The following is a 19,556-nucleotide window of genomic DNA, read 5'->3' as shown; positions in this document are numbered from 1 at the left end:
TCCCGCTTGATTCGCGCAAACGGGATCCTAGCCGTAGCCCGGAGTGATGCTCCCCGCTCCCGACCGCCGGAACGGGGAGGGCTCCCGCTGCATCATTCACCGGATAAGGTGGGGGAACGTGAAGTTTCTCAATGGGATGACCCCGGCCTACGACCTCACGTACAGCGACGTCTTCATGGTCCCGGCGCGCTCCTCGATCGGCTCGCGCCTCTCGGTCGACCTCGCCACCCACGACGGCACCGGCACCACGATCCCGATCGTCGTGGCCAACATGACGGCCGTCGCCGGGCGCCGCATGGCCGAGACCGTCGCCCGCCGCGGCGGCATCGCCGCGATACCGCAGGACATCCCCATCGAGGTGGTGGCCGACGTCGTCGACTGGGTCAAGCGGCGCGACCTGGTCCACGACACCCCGCTCACCCTCACCCCGCACGACACCGTCGGCGAGGCGCTCAACCTGCTCCCCAAACGGGCGCACGACGCGATCGTCGTCGTCGACCGGGAGAACCGCCCGATCGGCGTGGTCACCGAGGTCGACTGCGGCGGCGTGGACATGTACACGCAGCTCTCGCAGGTCATGTCGTCCGGCCGCCTGCTCACCCTGCCCGCCGGCCTGGACCCGCGCGAGGCGTTCGACCGGCTCCACGAGGGCCGCCACCGGCTCGCCCCGATCGTCGACGGCGACGGCCGCCTGGTCGGCATCCTCACCCGCACCGGCGCGCTGCGGGCCACGCTCTACAAGCCCGCCGTGGACGCCTCGGGCCGGCTGCGTGTCGCCGCCGCCGTCGGCGTCAACGGCGACGTGGCCGCCAAGGCCGCCGAACTGCTGGAGGCCGGGGTGGACTGCCTGGTGGTGGACACCGCCCACGGCCACCAGGAGAAGATGATCAGTGCGCTGAAGGCGGTCCGGGCGCTCGACCCGGACGTGCCGGTCGCCGCGGGCAACGTCGTCACCGCCGGCGGGGTGCGCGACCTCGTCGAGGCCGGGGCCGACATCCTCAAGGTCGGCGTCGGGCCGGGCGCCATGTGCACCACCCGGATGATGACCGGCGTGGGCCGCCCGCAGTTCTCCGCCGTGCTGGAGTGCGCGACCGAGGCGCGCCGCCTGGGCCGCCACGTCTGGGCCGACGGCGGCGTCCGCCACCCGCGCGACGTGGCCCTCGCCCTGGCCGCCGGGGCGTCCAACGTGATGATCGGCTCCTGGTTCGCCGGCACGTACGAGTCACCCGGCGACACCCGCACGGCCGCCGACGGCCGCAGGTACAAGGAGAACTTCGGCATGGCCTCGGCCCGCGCGGTGAAGCTGCGCACCGCGGAGGACTCTCCCTTCGAGCGGGCCCGCAAGGCGTTGTTCGAGGAGGGCATCTCCACCTCCAGGATGTACCTCGACCCGGCCCGGCCCAGCGTCGAGGACCAGATCGACGCCATCGTGGCGGGCCTGCGCTCGGCGTGCACCTACGCCGGGGCCGCCGACCTGGAGGAGTTCCACGAGCGCGCGGTCATCGGCGTGCAGAGCTCCTCGGGCTACACCGAGGGCATGCCGCTGCACCAGAGCTGGTAGCCCGCTCCCCCGCGCGTGCGCCCGCCGTACGGTGACACACCTGTACGGCGGGCGCACGCATCGTCGCCGCGCACCGGGGTAGTCGCCTGAACGATCACCCACTGACACAGCGGGAAGGCGAGCGGACATGACACACGTACCCACCGCCACGACGCAGCCGGCGGAGCGGCTCGTCGTCGTGGACCGGAGAGTGCTGGTCGGCTACGACAACTACGCGGCGGCCCAGCGGACCGTGGACATGCTCTCCGACGCGGGGTTCCCCGTCGAGCACGTGGCGATCGTCGGCAGCGACCTGCGGCTGGAGGAGACCGTCACCGGCCGGATGACCAACGGCAGGGCCGCGCTGAAGGGCGCCGGCAACGGCCTGGCGTTCGGCGCCGTGGTGGGGGCGTTCCTCGGGCTCTTCACCTCCACCACGATGTCGTTCATCGTCCTCGTGCTCTGGGCCGCGCTCTGGGGCGCGGTGGTGGGGGCCGCGTTCGGGTTCGTCAACCACCTCTTCACCGGCGGGAAGCGGGACTTCGTCTCACGCAGCGCGATCGTCGCCGGCCGCTACGACGTGCTCGTCGCGGCCTCGCACCTGGACAACGCCCACGCCGTGATCGAGGCCGCCAGCGGCCCGGCCGACACCGTCGTCGTCGAGGTGCCGCCGTCCGCGGGCACCTACGACCCGGATGCCGTACGGCCCACCGCCCCGAGCGTCCGGTATCCCGGCGCCGCGGCCGACCGGCCGGCGGACGAGCGCCCCGTGACCGAGCGGCCCGAGGCCGAGCAGCGGGCGGAGGGACACCTCGTGACCGGGCGGACGGCGGACGAGCGCCCCATGACCGGGCGGACGGCGGAGGAAGACCTCGTGACCGGACACCGCGAGACCGAGGGAACGGCGGACGGGCACCCGGCGGACGGGCGTTCCCCGGTCACCGGGCTCACCGGCGGGCGGGACCTGCCGGAGGACGGGCCTCACTCGGTCCCCGCGCAGGCGTCCCGGCCCGACCGCGACACGGCCGGCCCGAGCCGCTCCTAGGACCCGTGGTTCCCCGCCGCGGCGAGGATCCGCGGAACGGGTACCGGCAGGGCTGGTGAGCACGAAGGGCGCGGGGGCCACGGCGAGCGCCGTGGCCCCCGCGCCCTTCGCCGTTCCGGTTCACGGCGACGACCTGCCGCCGCCGGCAGAGGGAGCGGACCAGCGCCGTGGAGGCCCCGGCGTGGCGGCCGTCCCGCTCCGAGGCGGAGCCGCGGTCCCGCCGGGAGGCCGCGACGCCCCCGACCCGACCCGGCCCGGTCCGCCCGGCGCTCTTGCCCGGCCGGCCCGCCACCCTGCCCTGGACCGGGCCACGGCGCCGGCCGGCGGGCCCCGGTGAAGTGACGGAGCGGCCTCGACTCGGCGGATCGAGGAGGGGATACTGGGAGTTCCCGCCTGCTGACGGTCCTGTCGGCGTGCTCGCCGTACCCGGTGGAGGGTGCGCGCCGGACCGGCGCGTCGCGGACCTCCGGAGAGGACGGTTCCGCCGTCCCGGGGATCCGCGCACGGTGCCGGCGGGCGCCGGTCCGGCCGTACCCGCCGCCGGGAGGGTGGCGCGGGCTCGCCCCCGATGGTCCCGTGAGAGACCGTGAGAGCGCTCTCTGGAAGAGTTGTCGGCCTTTTCCCTCGAAAACGATCTCCGTGACAGTACGGTTACCGTCGGGTTTTTTCTTGACACGCCTTCTCCGGGACGGGATTCTCGGGAGAGCGCTCTCACGCGCGTGCCCGACAGAATGGAGCCTTAGAGATGACCACGTCCGCCGCAGGTGCCGGCGACACCGGCCCGCTGACCTTCCCCGAGGGGTTCCTGTGGGGGGCGGCGACCGCCGCCTACCAGATCGAGGGCGCGGCCGCGGACGACGGCAGAGGCCCCTCCATCTGGGACACCTTCTCCCGGACCCCCGGCAAGGTCCGCGCCGGCCACACCGGCGATGTGGCCTGTGACCACTACCACCGCCGCAGCGACGACGTCCGCCTGATGAGCGACCTGGACCTGGCCGCCTACCGCTTCTCCGTCTCCTGGCCCCGCATCCAGCCCGACGGGTCCGGTCCGGTCAACCCGCGCGGCCTCGACTTCTACGACCGCCTGGTGGACGAACTGCGCGAGGCCGGCATCACCCCGATCGTGACGCTCTACCACTGGGACCTGCCGCAGAGCCTGGAGGACCGGGGCGGCTGGACCGTCAGGGACACCGCCGAGCACTTCGCCGACTACGCCGCGATCATGCACGCCCGGCTGGGTGACCGGGTGGAGACCTGGACCACCCTGAACGAGCCCTGGTGCTCGGCGTTCCTCGGTTACGGCTCCGGCATCCACGCCCCCGGCCGCTCCGAGCCCGAACTGGGCTTCACCGCCGTCCACCACCTCCTGCTCGGCCACGGGCTCGCCGTCGACGCGCTGCGGGCCGGCGGGGCGGAGAAGGTCGGCATCACGCTGAACCTCGCGCCGGTGGTCGGCGACGACCCCCTCGCGGTCTCCCTGGTGGACGGCCTGCAGAACCGGATCTTCCTCGACCCGGTGCTGCGCGGCGAGTACCCGGCCGACGTGGTCGAGCGGGCCCGCCGCTTCACCGACTGGTCGTTCGTCGAGGACGGCGACCTGGAGATCATCAGCCGGCCCGTCGACCTGCTGGGCGTGAACTACTACACCCCGCAGACCGTCGCGGCCCGCCCCGGCGAGCCCGCCAGCCCGGTCTTCCCCGGCAGCGAGGGGATAGCCTTCGGCGGCGCCGACGCGCCGAAGACGGCGATGGGCTGGGCCATCCAGCCGTCTGGCCTGACCGACCTTCTCGTGCGGCTGTCGCGCGACTACCCGGGCACCCCGCTGGTCATCACCGAGAACGGCGCGGCCTTCGACGACGAGGTGAAGGACGGCGCGGTCCACGACCACGACCGGGTCTCCTACCTCGACGCGCACCTGCGCGCCGCGCACGCCGCCATCGAGCAGGGCGCCGACCTGCGCGGGTATATGGTGTGGTCACTGATGGACAATTTCGAGTGGGCCGAGGGCTACGGCAAGCGGTTCGGCGTCGTGCACGTCGACTACACCACCCAGCGCCGCACCCCCAAGGACAGCGCCCTGTGGTATCGCGACGTCATCCGGCGGAACGGCCTGTGAGAGCACGGCCGACGCTGGAGAAGGTGGCCGCCCGGGCCGGAGTGTCCCGGGCGACCGCCTCCCGGGTCATCAACGGCTCCACCCGGGTGGCCCCGCAGATCCGCGAGGCGGTCAACCGCGCCGTGGACGAGCTGGGCTACGTCCCCAACCAGGCGGCGCGCAGCCTGGTCACCCAGCGCGCCGACTCGATCGCCCTGGTCTTCCCCGAGCCCTCCACCAGGGTCTTCTCCGACGACCCGACCTTCGGCGGGATCATCCGGGGCGTCAGCATGGAGTTCGAGGAGGCCGACAAGCAACTCGTGCTGATGCTCGCCGGCACCGAGGGCAGCTACCGCCGGGTCGAGCGCTACGCCACCAACGGGCACGTGGACGGCGTGATCGTGGCGTCGATGCACGGCTCCGACCCGCTGCCGGCGATCCTCGCCCGCCGGGGCGTCCCGGTGGTCTGCAGCGGGCGTCCCACCATGGCGGGCGAGCTGCCGTACGTGGACATGGACAACGCCGGCGGCGCCGAGCGCGCGGTGCGGCACCTGCTGGAGCAGGGACGCCGCCGGATCGCGGCCATCGCGGGCCCCCAGGACATGGTCGCCGGGATCGACCGCCTCGCCGGCTACCGGAACGTCCTGCGCGACTCCGACCGCCGTTCCATCGTCGCGGTCGGCGACTTCACCCGCGAGTCGGGAACGGCGGCCATGCGCCATCTGCTGGCCGACGACCCGGAGCTGGACGCGGTGTTCGCCGCCAACGACCTGATGGCGCTGGGAGCGCTGCGGGCGTTGCGGGACGCCGGCCGCTCCGTTCCCGGCGACGTCGCCGTCGTCGGCTTCGACGACATCCCGGCCGCCTCCTACGCCGAGCCGCCGCTGACCACGGTCCGGCAGCCGACCGAGGAGATGGGACGGACGCTCGCCCGGATGGTCCTGGGCCTGGAGGATCGGGGATCCGTGGTGCTCTCCACCGAGCTCGTCGTGCGGGAGTCCACGAAGGCCGTCTGACCGCCTCCGCGCGGGCCTCCCGGGAGCCGGCCGGTCACTTTCCACATGGATCGTCGGCTCCCCGGCGGGCCGCCCCTAGGTGGACTTCCTGACGACGAGACCGGCCGGCATGAGCACCGGCTCGGCCGGTCTCCCCTCCATCAGCGTGAGCAGCAGCCGCACCATGATGGCGGCCTGCTCGGCGTGCGGGACGCTGACCGTCGTGAGCGGCGGGTCGGTGTAGCGGGCCGCCTCTATGTCGTCGTAGCCGACGACCGCGACGTCGGCGGGGACCCGGCGGCCGGCCTGGCGCAGCGCGTACAGGGCCCCGATCGCCATCAGGTCGTTGGCCGCGAACACCGCGTCCAGTGCCGGGTCGTCCGCCAGGAGCTGCCGCGTCGCCGTCGCGCCCGACTCGCGGGTGAAGTCGCCGACCGCGACGATGGAGCGGCGGTCGGCCTCCCTCAGGACGTCCCGGTACCCGGCCAGGCGGTCCTGGCCGGCCACCATGTCCAGCGGCCCGGTGATGGTCGCGATCCGGCGGCGCCCCCGTTCCAGCAGGTGACGCACGGCGGTGGCGGCGCCCGCCGCGCTCTCGCCGTCCGCGTAGGGGATCTCGACCGGCACCGCGGGCCTGCCGTACGACACGACCGGGACGCGCAGCCGGGTGAGCGCGCCGGGCAGTGGGTCGGCGCTGTGGCTCGACACGAGCATGACGCCGTCCACGTGGCCGCCGGCGATGTAGTTCTCCACCCGGGCGTGGCTCTCCGGCGACCCCGCCAGCAGCAGCACCGTCTGCCTGCCCGCGGACTCCAGCTCCAGGCTGGCCACCCGGATGACCGTGGAGAACATCGGGTCGTCGGAGAACACCCGGTTCGGTGACTCCGACACCACCAGTGCGATCGAGTTGGTCCGCTGGGTGACCAGGTTCCGCGCCGCGCCGTTGGGGACGTAGCCCAGCTCACGCACCGCCCGCATCACCGTCTCGCGGATGTCCGGGGTGACGGTGGCCTGGCCGTTCACCACCCGGGAGACGGTCGCCCGGGAGACTCCCGCGCGGGCGGCGACCGCCTCCAAAGTGGGTCGTCTCATCTGCCACTCCCCCAGCAGTTCTTTTCCGTCGGACGCCTCGGGCGCCTCGGCGCGGTGCCCGAGGCCCTCGTCCGGCGCCCGGTGTCTTCTTCCGGCGGCCGGTGTCCTCGTCCGGCGGCCGGTGTCCTCGTCCGGCGGCCGGTGTCCTCGTCCGGCGGCCGCCCGGGACCGGGCGGCCGCTTCACCCGGGGTGGCTCACCCCTTCACCGCCCCCTGCATGATCCCTCCGATGATCTGCTTGCCGAGCAACGCGAACACCAGCAGCAGTGGAAGGGTGCCCACCGCGGTCCCGGACAGCCCGAGCACGAAGTCGTTGACGTATCCGCTGGCGAGCGTGGACAGGGCCACCTGCACCGTCGGGTTCTCCGGGGTCAGGACCACCAGCGGCCAGAAGTAGTCGTTCCAGGCGGTCATGAACGTGAGCATGCCGAGCACGGCCGCCGCCGGCCGGGCCGCCGGGATCACGACGTTCCGGAACAGCCCCCAGGTGGTGCAGCCGTCGATCCTGCCCGCCTCCAGCAGCTCCGTCGGCAGCGCGCGCTGCAGGAACTGCGTCATGAAGAACACGCCGAACGCGTTGACCAGCGCCGGGACCACCAGCGCGTACATGGTGCCGGTCCACTCGACCTTCACCATGAGCATGTACAGCGGGATGATGCCGAGCTGGGCCGGGACCATCATGGTCCCCACGGTGATCAGCAGCATGACGTTCCTGCCCCGGAACCGCAGCTTCGCGAAGGCGAACCCGGCCAGCGTCGAGAAGAACATCACGGTGACGGCGATCGAGCCCGAGACCACGAACGAGTTGAGCAGCGCCAGCCCGAACGGGACGGTGTCGAAGACCCGTTCCACGTTCGCGAAGAAGTTGCCGCCGGGCAGCAGCGGAGGCGGCACCTGGGCGAGCGCGGCGTTGTCGCGGGAGGCGACGACCACGCTGTAGTACAGGGGGAACGCGGAGAAGAACGCCACCGCGGTCAGCGTCAGATAGCGCAGCCTCATCGGCCGCTCACCTCCTTCGGCCCGTCGCGCCGGTCACCCCGGCCGTCCGGGCCGTTCCGGTCGTCCCCGGGTCCTCGGTGCGCCGGCCGGGTCATTTCAGGTCTCCCCGGGAACGGCTGATGAACAGGTAGTTGACGGCCGCGGCGACCACCACGAAGGCGAACATGACCCACGAGGCGGCCGAGGCGTAGCCGAAGTCGAAGTTGACGAAGCCGCGCTCGTACACGTAGAGCGCGAGTGTCTGGAACTGCCGGTCCGGTCCGCCGGTGACGATGTTGCCGCCGTTGGTGCCGGCGCCGAACAGCAGCGGCTCGGCGATGACCTGCATCGCCCCGATCGTGGAGACGATCACCACGAAGATGATCGTCGGCCGGATCATCGGGATGGTGATCTTCCGGAGCTGGGTGTACGGCGACGCGCCGTCGAGGGTCGCCGCCTCGTAGAGCTCCCGCGGTACGGCCTGCATGGCGGCGAGGAAGATCAGGGCGTTGTACCCCGTCCACCGCCACATGATCATGACGGAGAGGGCGATGTGGGAGGAGAGGGTGCCCTCGCTCCAGGCGACGCCGTCGGCGCCGAACCAGGAGAGCACCCAGTTGACCAGGCCGAAGTCGCGGCCGAACAGCTGGCTGAAGATCACCACGACCGCGACCACGCTGGTCACGTTGGGCAGCAGGAGCGTGATCCGGAAGAAGGTCTGCGCCCGCAGCGGACGGTTGAGCATGTTCGCCAGCCAGATCGCCATGACCAGCTGCGGGACGGTGGACAGCACCCCGATGGACAGGGTGTTGAAGGTGGCGTTCCAGAAGTAGCCGTCAGCGAACAGCGTGGCGAAGTTGTCCAGGCCGATGAACTCGTGGACGTCCGAGAGCAGGGTCCACTCGTGCAGGCTCACCCAGGCGGTGTAGATGAGGGGGAACAGGCCGAACGCGCAGAACAGGGCGAGGAACGGAGCGACGTAGGCGTACGGCGAGACTTTCACGTCGAGCCGGTGGCGCAGGGAGCTTCGGGGCGGGCGGTGGGACGCCCGCCCCGTGATCGTGGCCGCCGGCCGGTCCGGGGCACGAGTGGCCATGGCTGGGCCTTTCAGGAGGTCGGATGATCACTTTTCGGAGGGCCGGCGGGCCTGGGAACCGGGACGCCGATCCGAGGCCGGGGGCGCCGGCCCGGGACTCGGCGCGCCGGTGCGGGGCCTGGCGGGCCGATGCGGGGATCCGGCCCGTGCCGGGTGGGGAGCCGGCCCGGTCGTTCCGAGCCGGCCGCGCCGTCACTTGACGGTTTCGGCGTCCTTAAGGGCCTGGTTCCAGGCCTCCTCGGGCTGCTGCTTGCCCTGCTCGACCCGGCCGATGCCGTCACCGAAGGCCGCACGGACCAGGGCCTCCTTCGGACCGAGGTGCTGGGGCTTGAGCGCCTTGGCGGCCTCGGAGTAGATCTTGCCGACCGGGGCGTCGTTGAAGAACGGCTTGGTGAAGTCCTTGATCGACGGGTCGTCGTAGAGGGCGGGGATGGAGGGGAAGCTGCCCGTCTCCTTGAACACCTTGGCCTGGTTCTCCTTGGAGGTGAGGAAGTCGATCAGCTCGGCCGCCTCCTTGGGGTGCTTGCTCTGCTTGGGAACCATGAGGTGCGAGCCGCCGCTGTTGCCGGCGCCGCCGGGCACCGTGGCGATGTCCCACTTGCCCATGGCGTCCTTGGCCTGCTCCTGGATGTAGGCGGTCATCCAGGCGGGGCAGATGATCGTGGCGAAGGAGCCCTTGGCGAAACCGGTGTTCCACGGCGGGGAGAAGGCGGCGAGCTTGGCCGACAGCCCGTTCTGGACGACCTTGACGGAGGTGTCCCACGCCTTCCGCACATCCGGGTTGCCGCTCGCGATGAGGTTGTCCTGCTGGTCGTAGAAGCCGGTCGGGGCTTGGTTGACCATGGCCCGGAACAGCTCTCCCGGGCTGTCGACGAACTTGGCGCCCGGAACCTTGGCCTCGGTGAACTTCTTGCCGGTCTCGATGTAGGCGTCCCACGTCGGCCAGAGCTCGGAGACCTTCTCCCGCTCGTCGGGCAGACCGGCCTTCTCGAACAGGTCCCTGCGGTAGCACATGGCCAGGCCGCCGACGTCGGTGCCGAGGCCGAGCAGCGTGGAGCCGTCCTTCGACAGGCCCTGCTGCCACTTCCAGTCGAGGTAGTCGCTCTTCCGCCGGTCCAGACCGAACTCCTTGAGGTCGTGGAACTTGGCGGGCTGGGCGGTGAAGGTGCTGATGAAGCCCACCTCGACGGCCTCGACGTCGGCGGCGCCCGCGTTGGTGGCCAACTGCTTGACCAGGTTGTTGTGATGGTCGTCGAACTTCGTCACCCGTTCGACGATCTCCACGTCGGGGTGGGTCTTCCGGTACTCCTCGTACAGCGGCTTGAAGCCGAAGTCGCCGAAGAGGGCGACCGTCAGCTTGATCTTCTCTCCCGGCTTGGCGGCGTCCGCGCCGCCTGTGGCGGCACCGCCGCCACAGGCGGCGAGGCTCAGGGCGAGTGCGGACGCGGCGACCACCGGGGCGAGCAGACGGCGTGGGGTGCTCATGGAACCCTCCCTGGGTTCTCAAGATGATCATGAAGAGAGCGCTCTCAGGAAGAGAGGCTGATGGCACACGGAGGGCGTGTCAACATCTTCGGGGATAACGATCGCCGTTACCGAGCCGTGCGAAGCGGGGCGGCGCCCTCGGCGCTCCAGTCGCTTCCTCTTTATGTTTTTGCACTTCAAAGCCATTTTTAAGACAGTCGGCACGCTCCGTGGGAGCGCTCCCCCCGCGAGATGGAGCCGTACCGGGATCTTGTTCTGCAAGCGGACCGGAGGCGAACGGACGCTCGACCGGACCCGTTTGGGAAACCGCTCTCTCGTATGTGTCGGGCGGCTCTCCCTCCCGCGGCGCCACGCCGGGAGCGGGAGGGGACACCTGCGTCCCTCGCGTGTCCGCCCGACCCCGTAGAGTCGTCCGGTCGGCCGGAGAACGGCCGGCGCGCAACCGATAAGGAGAACCACGTGGCACTGGAGAAGCCGGAGATCGACTTCCCCGAGGGCGAGGCCCCCTCGGAGCTGCAGATCACCGACCTCGTCGAGGGAAGCGGCCAGGAGGCCAAGCCGGGTGACATGGTCACCGTGCACTACGTCGGCGTCGCCTTCTCCACCGGCGAGGAGTTCGACGCCTCGTGGAACCACGGCGACACCTTCCAGTTCCCGCTGGGGGGCGGACGGGTGATCGCGGGATGGGACCAGGGCGTCGCGGGCATGAAGGTCGGCGGCCGCCGCCGGCTCGTCATCCCGCCCCACCTCGGCTACGGCAACCGCGGCGCGGGACCCCTCATCAAGCCGGGCGAGACGCTCATCTTCGTCGTCGACCTGCTCGGCGTGAACTGACGTCACCGCGGGCGGCCGCCCGTTCCGGATGACCGGACCCGGCCGGCCGCCCGTCGCCGGGTGAGCGCCCGGTCCCGGCCGCCCGCCCACCGCCGGTCCCCCTGTCCCCGGGCAGGCACCCGCCGCCCGGCAGGGATCCGTTCCCGGGCAGGCATCCGGAAAGCGGCGGCCCTCGTCGCCGGAACACCGGCCGCGACTCGTAGGGTGATGGCTGTGTTGCTGATCGAGCTCGCACGCACCTCGGCCGCCGTGGCGGCCACTCCCGCACGCCTGGCGAAGATCTCCCAGCTCGCGGAGCTGCTGGGCAGGACCGAGCCCGGCGAGGCGGAGATCGCCATCGCCTACCTCTCCGGCGAGCTTCCCCAGCGCAACGTCGGCGTGGGCTGGGCCGCCCTGCAGGACCCGCCCGAACCCCGTCTGGCCGCGACCGCCACCCTGCGCGAGGTGAACGACCTCCTCGACCGCATCAAGGCCCAGGCCGGCCCCGGTTCCCAGCTCGCGCGCAAGACCCTCCTCGAGGAGCTGTTCGGCGCCGTCACCCGCCAGGAGCAGGTCTTCCTGTCCCGGCTGCTCCGCAGCGAGCTGCGCCAGGGCGCGCTGCACGGGGTGATGACGGAAGCCGTCGCCAAGGCCGCCGGGGTCCCGGTGGCGGAGGTCCGGCGGGCGCTGACCCTGCGCGGCTGGCTTCCCGCCGTGGGCGCCGCCGCACTGGCCGGCGGGGTCGACGCCCTGCGCGCCTTCCGCCTGGAGGTCGGCCACCCGGTCGCCCCGATGCTCGCCCAGAGCGCCGTCTCCGTGGCCGCCGCACTGGACAAGCTGGGCGGGCCGGTCGCGCTCGAATGGAAGCTCGACGGTGTCCGGGTGCAGGCGCACCGCTCCGGCGACGAGGTCACCGTCTTCACCCGCACGCTCGACGACATCACCGCTCAGGTGCCCGAGCTGGTCGAGGCGGTCCGCGCGCTGCCCGCCGCGGACCTGGTCCTGGACGGCGAGGTCATCGCGCTGCGCCCCGACGGCCGCCCCCAGCCCTTCCAGGTCACCTCCGGCCGCGTGTCGAGCCGCCTCGACGTGCCCGGAGTGCGCGCGAAGACCCCGTTGAGCGTGTTCTTCTTCGATGCGCTGCGGGTGGACGGCGCCGACCTGCTCGACCTGCCCGGTGAGGCGCGCCACGCCGCCCTCGCGGCGGCCGTCCCCGCGGAGCTGGTGACCCCCCGCCTGGTGACCGACGACCTCGCGAGCGCCGAGACGTTCTTCAAGGACGTGCTCCGGAGCGGCCACGAGGGCGTGGTGGTCAAGTCCCTGCGGGCGCCCTACGCCGCCGGGAGGCGCGGCGCCGGATGGATCAAGGTGAAGCCCCGGCACACTCTCGACCTGGTGGTCCTCGCCGCCGAATGGGGGCACGGCCGGCGTCAGGGCAGGCTCTCCAATCTCCACCTCGGAGCGCTCGACCCGAGCACCGGCGGCTTCGTCATGCTCGGCAAGACCTTCAAGGGGTTGACCGACGAGTTGCTGGCGTGGCAGACCGGCCGCCTGCTGGAGATCGCCGAGGGTCCCGCCGACGGCTTGACGGTCACCGTCCGCCCCGAGCTCGTGGTCGAGATCGCGTTCGACGGGGTCCAGCAGTCGAGCCGTTACCCCGGTGGGATGGCACTGCGCTTCGCCCGGGTCATCCGCTACCGGCCCGACAAGAGCGCCGGTGAAGCCGACACCGTCGAGACGGTGCGCTCCCTCATGCTCTGAGGGCCGCGAGCCCCGCATCGGGGAAACACCCCGAAGCCCGCAGGCTCCAGCGTCCCCGAAGATTCACCGCCCGGATCACACCGGTACGCCGCGATGCGCATCACCATGCCCGGCGCATGCGGCGGGCCTCATTCGATCTAGGCGGAAATCCGCGTACCACCGGCATTTCCAAGATTCACCGCGTACGCTCACAACCCCGCGGACCAGCCTGGAGATCGCAGATCCGGACAGCTGAACGATCTTTTATGGCCCGTACACGATCATTTCTTTGCACATCAATCAAGATTCATTGACACAGTGATATGAATCACTTGCAGCGCTTTAAGTTGCCTTTACCGGTTCTTTGTCGCATATGTTCGACCGCATCGCGCGGGTGACATTCCGTCTCCCCGCCCACGAGAACGGCCTGCATCCCCCTCGTCCCCTCGTCCCCCATGGCCGTCTCGCGTCCTGCCCCCGACCTTGGACCCGTGATCACCCTTGGGCCTGCATTCCGCTCCCCCGTCCGACAAGACCCTCCCCTTCCGGAAACCGGAGACGAACCGGCGGCGCCTGGCCGTACTGGCCGTCGGCGCCACCGCGGTGGTGGCGGTCTCGAGCACCGCCTGGGCGCTCTCGGCCGACGACCACGCCTCGCGGGCGTCCACGGCGGCCGTCTTCAGCCCCCGGCAGGCCGGTGCCCCCGGCGACACCACGCCGCACGGCCTCGCCTCTCCCTCCGCGTCCCCCTCGGAGGGGTCCTCCTCGGGGACGCCCGGTCCGAACGCCTCCGAGGCCGCCGACGAGGCGAACTCCCGCGTCTCCCCCTCTCCGGCGGCCTCCCCCGGGACCTCCACCACGACGGGGACGTCCCCCGGCACCCGCCCCACCGCCGAGGCCGCCCCGCGGTCGCGGTCCGGGAGCGGGCGGGACACCGCCTCCGCGTCGAAGGACACCGGGAGCACGGCCGCGAACACGGCCAGGAGCACCGCGCGGAACACACCAAAGAGCAAGACGGCGGGCAAGCCGAAGACACGGCGGTCCGGCGCCCGCGACACGTCGAACGCGGAGCGCGTCCTCTCCAGCGGCGCCTGCGGCGCCTCCTACTACGACGAGCCGCAGATGACCGCCAGCGGCGAGCGCTTCGACCCGAGCGCGATGACCGCCGCTCACAAGACCCTGCCGCTGGGCAGCAAGGTCCGCGTGACCAACCCGGCCAACGGCGAGTCGGTGACGGTCCGGATCAACGACCGCGGCCCCTACACGGGCGGGCGCTGCCTGGACCTGTCCAGGGCGGCCTTCTCCGCCATCGGCGACACCGGTGCGGGCGTCATGCGGGTCAAGTACGAGGTCCTCGCCACCTGACCGGCTTCCCCGCAGGCCGATGAGGCCCCGATGGCCCACGAGGCCCCGGTTCAGGTCGGCATCCCCGGCACCCGGCCGGCGTCCCCCACCGACCGGCATCCCCTCCCGACCGGTGAAACCCTCCCGACCGGCGTCCCCTCCGGGGCGGCCGACGCCTCCGGACCGGTCGGCGCCTACGGGCCGGCGGACGCCTACTTCACCGGGCGCATCGCCAGCGGGTACCGGAAGTCATCGTCGGTCAGCGCCTTGACCCCGCCGATCACCGACAGCACCATGCCGCCGATCCATACCGCCGGGATCAGGACGGCGCCCACGACGGTGATGGCCAGGAGCACGCTCACACCCAGCAGGGTCAGCTGGAAGTTGAGCGCCTCGACCGCGTGCCTGCGGACGTGGGGCGAGGTCCTACCGGCGGCGAGCAGCATGATGAGCGGGCCGATCGCGAACAGTCCGGTCAGCGGCAGCAGATGCGCCGCGGCCGCGCCCAGCCGTTCTCCTCCGTCCTTCGCCCGCGCGGCGGGGTACGGGAGGGGCCGCCCGCCCGTCTGCGGGTGGAACGCGGGGACGGCGGGGCGGGAACCGTACAGTTCGTACATGATCGGCATGAGGTCACCGTGGACGCGGGCCGTCATGGCCCGCTCCAGCCGGTCGTCGAACTCGAACTTGTCGAGCCGCCCTTCGGCATAGGCCGTCTTGACGTGCTCGACGACCTGCTCCCGGTCCTGGTTGCTGACCCGCAGACCGGCGTGGCCCGGCCCCGGAGCGGGGGACGCCCCGGTTTCGCGCCACGGGCTCGCCTCCGGTGTCGCTGTCCGTTCCATGAGACCGACATACCCTTCGTCGCTGGCTTACCTCCATGATCGCGGGGGGCTTCCGGCCGGTCCATCCGGATAAACCCTTGGATATCCCCTAGAGGGCACCCCGGCATGACCCCGTCGGACCCCTGGGAGATGTATATAAGAGGCATGAGATGGCGGGATCGCTACGGATTGAGGCGGCGAGGCGGCCCTAAGATCGCCAAGTTCGATCGTGAGGCCACCGACGCCGACATCGAGGCGCTCATCGCCTTCGCGAAGTCGCGCCGGGGTGTCGAGTTCTACGTCGAGCCGGAGACGTTCGCGACGGACACCACGGCGATGGCCATCGCGGACGACGGCGAGTGGACGAGGCGCCGGGTCGGCTCCCCCGCGGTGATCCGCAAGGTGGCCCGTGACCTGTCGCTTCCGGTCTACGACGTGCAGCTGACCGGCTATCCGCCCCGGATGCGCGCCTACAACGAGCGGCGCAGGCTCGCCGAGGACTGACCTCCGGGCATCCTGGGCCGGTCACCCGGCCGGTGCCGCGGGCTCCTCCAGCAGGGAGATCATGGGTAGCAGCCACGCGGCTCGGGGACTGCCCATCTCCTCGTCCAGCTCCTCGGGGCTGGGCATCCTGTCCTTCAGCGCCTGCGGCGGGACCAGGTGCCGCAGTGCGTGCATGAGCAGGTTGGCCATGGAGTAGCCGGGATCGGCCTCGTGCGCGCGGGTCAGGGCCACCCCGGCCAGCGCGGAGTCACCTTCCCGCCAGGCGACCACGCCGAGCAGGGAGGCGGTCGGCGCGACGAAGCGCGGCTCCAGCCGCAGGGTGAGGTCCTGCCATAACCGGCGGTGGACGTCGCAGGAGTCGTCGGTGACGAGCGCCCACGCCTCGTCGCGGACGCGGACCACCGCCAGGTCGAGCCCCAGCCTGGCCGCCTGCTCGTCGTCGAGCCGCCCGCCCGCGGCGTAGGCGCCGATGGCCGCGCGGACCCGGGTGACGCCGTCGGCCACGAACTCCGCCGCGAACCCCTCGACGTCGCCGCAGGTGGCGAGCCTCTCTCCGACCTCCCTCGTGACCCGGGCGGTGGCCCGTCGCATGGCCTCCCGCGCGGCGCCGCCGACGGGGTCGAGCGACCTGGCCAGAGACTCCCGGTCGGGGAAGGCGACCAGCCCCCGCACGGTCGCCTGGGCGGCGATCTCCCCGGCCCGGGGGTCGTACGGTGTGCCGTCCGGAGGACAGCATCCGGACCGGGAGCAGAGATAGGACCAGTAGCGGCCGTCCTCCACCCGCAGGGCGTCGACGACGACGAGGCCGCCCCGGCGGAAGAGCGCGACGGTCTCGTCCATGACCGGGGTCACCAGGGGGCCGGTGCCGTATCCGGCCAGGATGACCTGGGTGACCCCCTCCCGGCGGAAGACCGCGGCGACCTGGGCGGCGTCCGGGTCGACGGGCGGCAGGTCCCAGCGGACGGTGAGATGCAGCCGCCCCCGGGGAGGGCGGCCCCTCAGGCCGATCGCGACGAGGCTGTCGGCGGGGTGGAACCCCAGGAGGTATGGAACGGCGCCGAGGACGTCCTCGGTGGACCTGAGCAGGAGACCGGGCTGGTCGGCGAGGGAGACGGACTGGACGGACGGGGCCGGCGAGGCCGGGAGGTCGGTTGTCATGGCCCAGAGCCTCGCGCGTCCCCCGCCTCCTCCGTCCGGCCGAATCCCGTTCTGTGGACGGCCGGACGGGATCGGGCCGGCCTGTGGAAAACCTCCCGGCGGCCCGGAGCGCGCCGCGCCCGGCCCGGCGGCCCGACGGCCCGACGGCCCAGCGACCCGACGGCCCGGCGGCCCTGCTTCAGCCCCGCCGGTGGAGAGGCTCCGCGGGCGCCAGGCGCGCCCGCACCATGACGGTCGCCCCCGCCACGGCGGCGGGCATCGCGACCACCGCCGCCAGCGGGATCAGGAAGATGACGAAGAGCGGTACCCCGAAGCCGAGCACGACCGCCTTGTCCGCCCTGAGCAGGGCGAAGCGTGTCCTGCGCCGCATGCCCCTGCGCTCCATGGCCAAAGTGGTGAGCTCGGCGGTGAGGAAGAAGCCGGACACGATCGCACCCAGGACCGGCGCCACCGTCTGGCCGACCACCGGCACGAAGCCGAGGAAGAACAGCGGGATCGTGAACAGCAGCGTGTACCCGAGGATGATCAGGCTGTCCCTGATCGAGCGGGGGATCGATCTCCAGAGCGGGACCTCGGGCCCGTCCGGCACCTCCCCGTGGCTCTCCTCGACCTTCTCGGAGAGCTTCTCGTAGAAGGGCTCGCCCAGGATCAGCGTGACCGCGGTGAAGGTCACCACGGCCAGGACCACTCCCGCGCCGAAGAGGGCCATACCGAGCAGGGTGTACAGCGTGGAGCGCGCCGCCTCCCCCCACCCCGCGGCGAACGGCGTCATCCATTCGGCGATGTCCCGCGCGCTGGAACCGAGGAAGTAGAGCGCGACGGCGTAGAGCACGAACGCGATCAGCGCCGGGACCAGACCGAACAGCCACCACCGGGGGTTGCGCGCGACCCAGCGCAGTCCCTGGAGGAAGAAGCCGGCGCCCTTCGCGAAGGAGCGGAAATGACCCATGGCCGGAAGATTAGCGGGAGCGGCCGATCACCGTACGCCGCCGCCACCCCGGCCGGAAGGCCGGAAGGTCAGGCGCGCCGCCACAGGCCCGGCACGGAGACCCCCAGTGTGGCGAGGAGGCGGCGCAGGAGGGGCAGGGAGATGCCCAGGACGTTGCCGTGGTCGCCCTCGATGCCCTCGACGAACCAGCCGCCGGGGCCGTCCAGGGTGAAGGCGCCCGCGACCCGGCAGGGCTCGCCGGTGGCGACGTAGGCGGTGATCTCGTCATCGGAGGGCGCGCCGAAACGCACGACCGTGGCCCCCACCTCCGACACCTGTCCGCCGCTCGCGGTGTCGATCACGCAGTGGCCGGTGAGCAGGCGGCCCTCGCGGCCGCGCATGGACCGCCAGCGGGCGACGGCCTCCTCGGGCGAGGACGGCTTGCCGTAGGCCCGGCCGTCGAGTTCCAGCACCGAGTCGCAGCCGATGACCAGGCCGCCGGTCACGTCGCGCGCCACGGCCGCCGCCTTGGCGCGCGCCAGGGTGAGGCAGAGCTCTCCGGGGCTGGCGGCGGTGACGGCCTCCTCGTCGACTCCGCTGACGATGACTTCGGGGTCCAGCCCCGCACTGCGCAGGAGGGCGAGACGGGCGGGCGAGGCGGAGGCGAGAACGATCCTGGTCACGTCTGCCGAGCCTAGCGTCCACCGCGACCCGTGCGGACGGCCCCTCCCGCGGACGGGGCGCGGCATCGATCGGGCCGGGGGAGGACGCCGGGCGAAGGACACCGGGTGGAGGACATGGCGCCGGTGGGAGGGCTCCGGAGCGGACGGCCCGTCCCGCGCGGGACGGGCCGTCCGCGCGGGTGCCGCGGCCGGGCCTACTCCGGCTTGATCGTGGAGATCGAGGAGATCGCGGTGTTGATGTCGCGCCAGCGGGAGCGCTGGACGTCGGGGATGGTCACGAAGACGAGGGCCGGCTTGTCCAGGCCGGGGACCTCCTTCACCGCGACCGCGGCCATGGAGCGATGGGGCTTGCCCTTGACCTTGTACCTCACCTGGTAGGCCAGCATCCACCCGTCCTTGATCGACTGGGAGGCCGTCCAGGTGATCTCCCCGCCGCGGGGGTGATGGTTGAGCGTCCAGCGCGCGGCCAGCAGCGCGGTGTCCTTGACGGTCTCCTGCACGTTGATCGGCACCGGGCAGCTCACGAGCATCGCGCGTGAGGCCGTGCCCCTGACCTTCGGCAGGACCTGCCTGGTGGCGAACGGCGCGGCGCCGTAGCCCTTCCACGGCTTGCCGAAGCGGATCAGCGAGACCCCGGAGCGGGTGTCGCGGACACGGCGCTTGGCGGGGTGCTCCTTGCCGGGCAGCCGGCCGAGCCGTTTGTCGTCCGGCAGTTCGGGGACGCGGGGATCGGCCAGGGCGGCGAGCACCGCGGCGCTCCGGGGCGGTGCGGCGGGGGCCGCGCTCGCGGTCGGCGAGGCGGAGGGGGACGCGGAGGCGGACGAGGACGCGGAGGCGGACGAGGACGCCGACGCCGACGCCGACGCCGATGAGGACGCGGAGGCCGATGCCGGCGCCGACAGCGGCTCGGGCGAGGAACCGGGACCGGGCGGGGGCGTCGCGGCAGATGGCGCGGCGATCGGCCCCGGCGCCTCTCCGCCCGGTCGTTCTGAGGAGCCGGAAGACACGAAGCCGATCACCGCCGCCACGGCGGCCACGATCACGGTGACGGTCACGGCCAGGAACCGGTAGATCACGCGCATCGGCAGGTCGCCGATGCGCGACCGCTTCACCGCTGAGACCGGAGGATTCTTGGGCCCGGGCCCGGCGACGATCTTCGGCAGCTCGGAGGTCTCCGCCTCGGCCACCACGTATGTCGGCATGGAACCCGTCCCACGGGTCCCTTCGGTCCCACCCACC

17 protein-coding genes are annotated in these 19,556 nt (G+C 72.1%); 8 read left to right on the top strand and 9 right to left on the bottom strand.

Features of this window, described 5'->3' with window-relative positions; translation table 11 throughout:
• Positions 1-118 precede the first annotated feature (118 nt).
• From ACZ6W9_RS33035 to ACZ6W9_RS33020, 4 genes are all read left to right on the top strand, one after another.
• A complete protein-coding gene (locus ACZ6W9_RS33035; protein ID WP_389969089.1) occupies positions 119-1,561 on the top strand; it encodes a GuaB1 family IMP dehydrogenase-related protein in 1,443 nt (480 codons plus the stop codon).
• A gap of 127 nt (positions 1,562-1,688) precedes the next feature.
• Positions 1,689-2,585, top strand: coding sequence for a YflT domain-containing protein (locus ACZ6W9_RS33030; RefSeq protein ID WP_389969087.1), 897 nt, complete (start codon positions 1,689-1,691; stop codon positions 2,583-2,585).
• 745 nt (positions 2,586-3,330) lie between these two features.
• A complete protein-coding gene (locus tag ACZ6W9_RS33025; RefSeq protein WP_389969085.1) occupies positions 3,331-4,701 on the top strand; it encodes a GH1 family beta-glucosidase in 1,371 nt (456 codons plus the stop codon).
• The gene (locus tag ACZ6W9_RS33020; RefSeq protein WP_389969083.1) at positions 4,698-5,696 is read left to right on the top strand and encodes a LacI family DNA-binding transcriptional regulator; all 999 of its coding nucleotides are present in this window, start codon (positions 4,698-4,700) and stop codon (positions 5,694-5,696) included. The genes ACZ6W9_RS33025 and ACZ6W9_RS33020 overlap by 4 nt, the downstream gene beginning before the upstream one ends.
• Positions 5,697-5,771: 75 nt before the next feature.
• On the opposite strand, the gene ACZ6W9_RS33015 is transcribed toward ACZ6W9_RS33020, so the two are convergent.
• From ACZ6W9_RS33015 to ACZ6W9_RS33000, 4 genes are all read right to left on the bottom strand, one after another.
• On the bottom strand, positions 5,772-6,767 hold the full coding sequence (locus tag ACZ6W9_RS33015) for a LacI family DNA-binding transcriptional regulator (RefSeq protein WP_470121268.1): 996 nt from the start codon (positions 6,765-6,767) through the stop codon (positions 5,772-5,774).
• A gap of 195 nt (positions 6,768-6,962) precedes the next feature.
• Entirely contained in the window at positions 6,963-7,766 is an 804-nt protein-coding gene (locus ACZ6W9_RS33010; protein WP_362937670.1) for a carbohydrate ABC transporter permease, read from the bottom strand.
• A gap of 91 nt (positions 7,767-7,857) precedes the next feature.
• Positions 7,858-8,841, bottom strand: a complete 984-nt coding sequence (locus tag ACZ6W9_RS33005; RefSeq protein WP_470121266.1) for a carbohydrate ABC transporter permease — start codon at positions 8,839-8,841, stop codon at positions 7,858-7,860.
• Between the two features lie 192 nt (positions 8,842-9,033).
• Entirely contained in the window at positions 9,034-10,326 is a 1,293-nt protein-coding gene (locus tag ACZ6W9_RS33000; protein ID WP_470121264.1) for an ABC transporter substrate-binding protein, read from the bottom strand.
• A 459-nt stretch (positions 10,327-10,785) separates the two neighbouring features.
• Here ACZ6W9_RS33000 and ACZ6W9_RS32995 point away from each other — a divergent pair, with 459 nt between their 5' ends.
• The 3 genes from ACZ6W9_RS32995 to ACZ6W9_RS32985 all read left to right on the top strand — a co-directional run bounded on the left by ACZ6W9_RS32995 (position 10,786) and on the right by ACZ6W9_RS32985 (position 14,244).
• Positions 10,786-11,160, top strand: coding sequence for an FKBP-type peptidyl-prolyl cis-trans isomerase (locus tag ACZ6W9_RS32995; protein ID WP_362937662.1), 375 nt, complete (start codon positions 10,786-10,788; stop codon positions 11,158-11,160).
• A 207-nt stretch (positions 11,161-11,367) separates the two neighbouring features.
• A complete protein-coding gene (locus ACZ6W9_RS32990; protein ID WP_389969075.1) occupies positions 11,368-12,900 on the top strand; it encodes an ATP-dependent DNA ligase in 1,533 nt (510 codons plus the stop codon).
• A gap of 480 nt (positions 12,901-13,380) precedes the next feature.
• The gene (locus ACZ6W9_RS32985) at positions 13,381-14,244 is read left to right on the top strand and encodes a septal ring lytic transglycosylase RlpA family protein (RefSeq protein ID WP_389969073.1); all 864 of its coding nucleotides are present in this window, start codon (positions 13,381-13,383) and stop codon (positions 14,242-14,244) included.
• A 191-nt stretch (positions 14,245-14,435) separates the two neighbouring features.
• Here ACZ6W9_RS32985 and ACZ6W9_RS32980 read toward each other — a convergent pair whose 3' ends face one another.
• Positions 14,436-15,065 (bottom strand): magnetosome magnetite crystal formation protein family, encoded by a 630-nt coding sequence (locus ACZ6W9_RS32980; RefSeq protein WP_470121262.1) that lies wholly within the window; start codon positions 15,063-15,065, stop codon positions 14,436-14,438.
• 144 nt (positions 15,066-15,209) lie between these two features.
• On the opposite strand from ACZ6W9_RS32980, the gene ACZ6W9_RS32975 reads away from it, so the two are divergent.
• Positions 15,210-15,548: a hypothetical protein gene (locus tag ACZ6W9_RS32975; protein WP_189245595.1), complete on the top strand. Its 339-nt coding sequence runs from the start codon at positions 15,210-15,212 to the stop codon at positions 15,546-15,548.
• 21 nt (positions 15,549-15,569) lie between these two features.
• Here ACZ6W9_RS32975 and ACZ6W9_RS32970 read toward each other — a convergent pair whose 3' ends face one another.
• The 4 genes from ACZ6W9_RS32970 to ACZ6W9_RS32955 all read right to left on the bottom strand — a co-directional run bounded on the left by ACZ6W9_RS32970 (position 15,570) and on the right by ACZ6W9_RS32955 (position 19,519).
• Positions 15,570-16,706 (bottom strand): DUF4192 domain-containing protein, encoded by a 1,137-nt coding sequence (locus ACZ6W9_RS32970; RefSeq protein ID WP_389969069.1) that lies wholly within the window; start codon positions 16,704-16,706, stop codon positions 15,570-15,572.
• A 178-nt stretch (positions 16,707-16,884) separates the two neighbouring features.
• Positions 16,885-17,655 carry an EI24 domain-containing protein gene (locus ACZ6W9_RS32965; protein ID WP_389969067.1) on the bottom strand — a complete coding sequence of 257 codons (771 nt, stop codon included), beginning with the start codon at positions 17,653-17,655 and terminating at the stop codon, positions 16,885-16,887.
• Positions 17,656-17,723: 68 nt separating this feature from the next.
• A complete protein-coding gene (locus tag ACZ6W9_RS32960; protein WP_362937643.1) occupies positions 17,724-18,317 on the bottom strand; it encodes a Maf family protein in 594 nt (197 codons plus the stop codon).
• A 194-nt stretch (positions 18,318-18,511) separates the two neighbouring features.
• Positions 18,512-19,519 (bottom strand): hypothetical protein, encoded by a 1,008-nt coding sequence (locus tag ACZ6W9_RS32955; protein WP_470121259.1) that lies wholly within the window; start codon positions 19,517-19,519, stop codon positions 18,512-18,514.
• Between the last annotated feature and the right edge of the window lie 37 nt (positions 19,520-19,556).

Source organism: Streptosporangium sp. NPDC053982 (assembly GCF_055585205.1).
The sequence above is the reverse complement of the archived record's forward strand: the minus strand, read 5'-3'. Positions and strand labels throughout refer to the sequence as shown.

Coding starts and splice junctions, on each gene's coding strand:
- ACZ6W9_RS33005 (WP_470121266.1), bottom strand. CDS start 8,841: ATGGCCACTCGTGCCCCGGACCGGCCGGCGGCCACGATCACGGGGCGG.
- ACZ6W9_RS33000 (WP_470121264.1), bottom strand. CDS start 10,326: ATGAGCACCCCACGCCGTCTGCTCGCCCCGGTGGTCGCCGCGTCCGCA.
- ACZ6W9_RS32970 (WP_389969069.1), bottom strand. CDS start 16,706: ATGACAACCGACCTCCCGGCCTCGCCGGCCCCGTCCGTCCAGTCCGTC.
- ACZ6W9_RS33030 (WP_389969087.1), top strand. CDS start 1,689: ATGACACACGTACCCACCGCCACGACGCAGCCGGCGGAGCGGCTCGTC.
- ACZ6W9_RS32955 (WP_470121259.1), bottom strand. CDS start 19,519: ATGCCGACATACGTGGTGGCCGAGGCGGAGACCTCCGAGCTGCCGAAG.
- ACZ6W9_RS32965 (WP_389969067.1), bottom strand. CDS start 17,655: ATGGGTCATTTCCGCTCCTTCGCGAAGGGCGCCGGCTTCTTCCTCCAG.
- ACZ6W9_RS32980 (WP_470121262.1), bottom strand. CDS start 15,065: ATGGAACGGACAGCGACACCGGAGGCGAGCCCGTGGCGCGAAACCGGG.
- ACZ6W9_RS32990 (WP_389969075.1), top strand. CDS start 11,368: ATGGCTGTGTTGCTGATCGAGCTCGCACGCACCTCGGCCGCCGTGGCG.
- ACZ6W9_RS33015 (WP_470121268.1), bottom strand. CDS start 6,767: ATGAGACGACCCACTTTGGAGGCGGTCGCCGCCCGCGCGGGAGTCTCC.
- ACZ6W9_RS33010 (WP_362937670.1), bottom strand. CDS start 7,766: ATGAGGCTGCGCTATCTGACGCTGACCGCGGTGGCGTTCTTCTCCGCG.
- ACZ6W9_RS33025 (WP_389969085.1), top strand. CDS start 3,331: ATGACCACGTCCGCCGCAGGTGCCGGCGACACCGGCCCGCTGACCTTC.
- ACZ6W9_RS32975 (WP_189245595.1), top strand. CDS start 15,210: ATGAGATGGCGGGATCGCTACGGATTGAGGCGGCGAGGCGGCCCTAAG.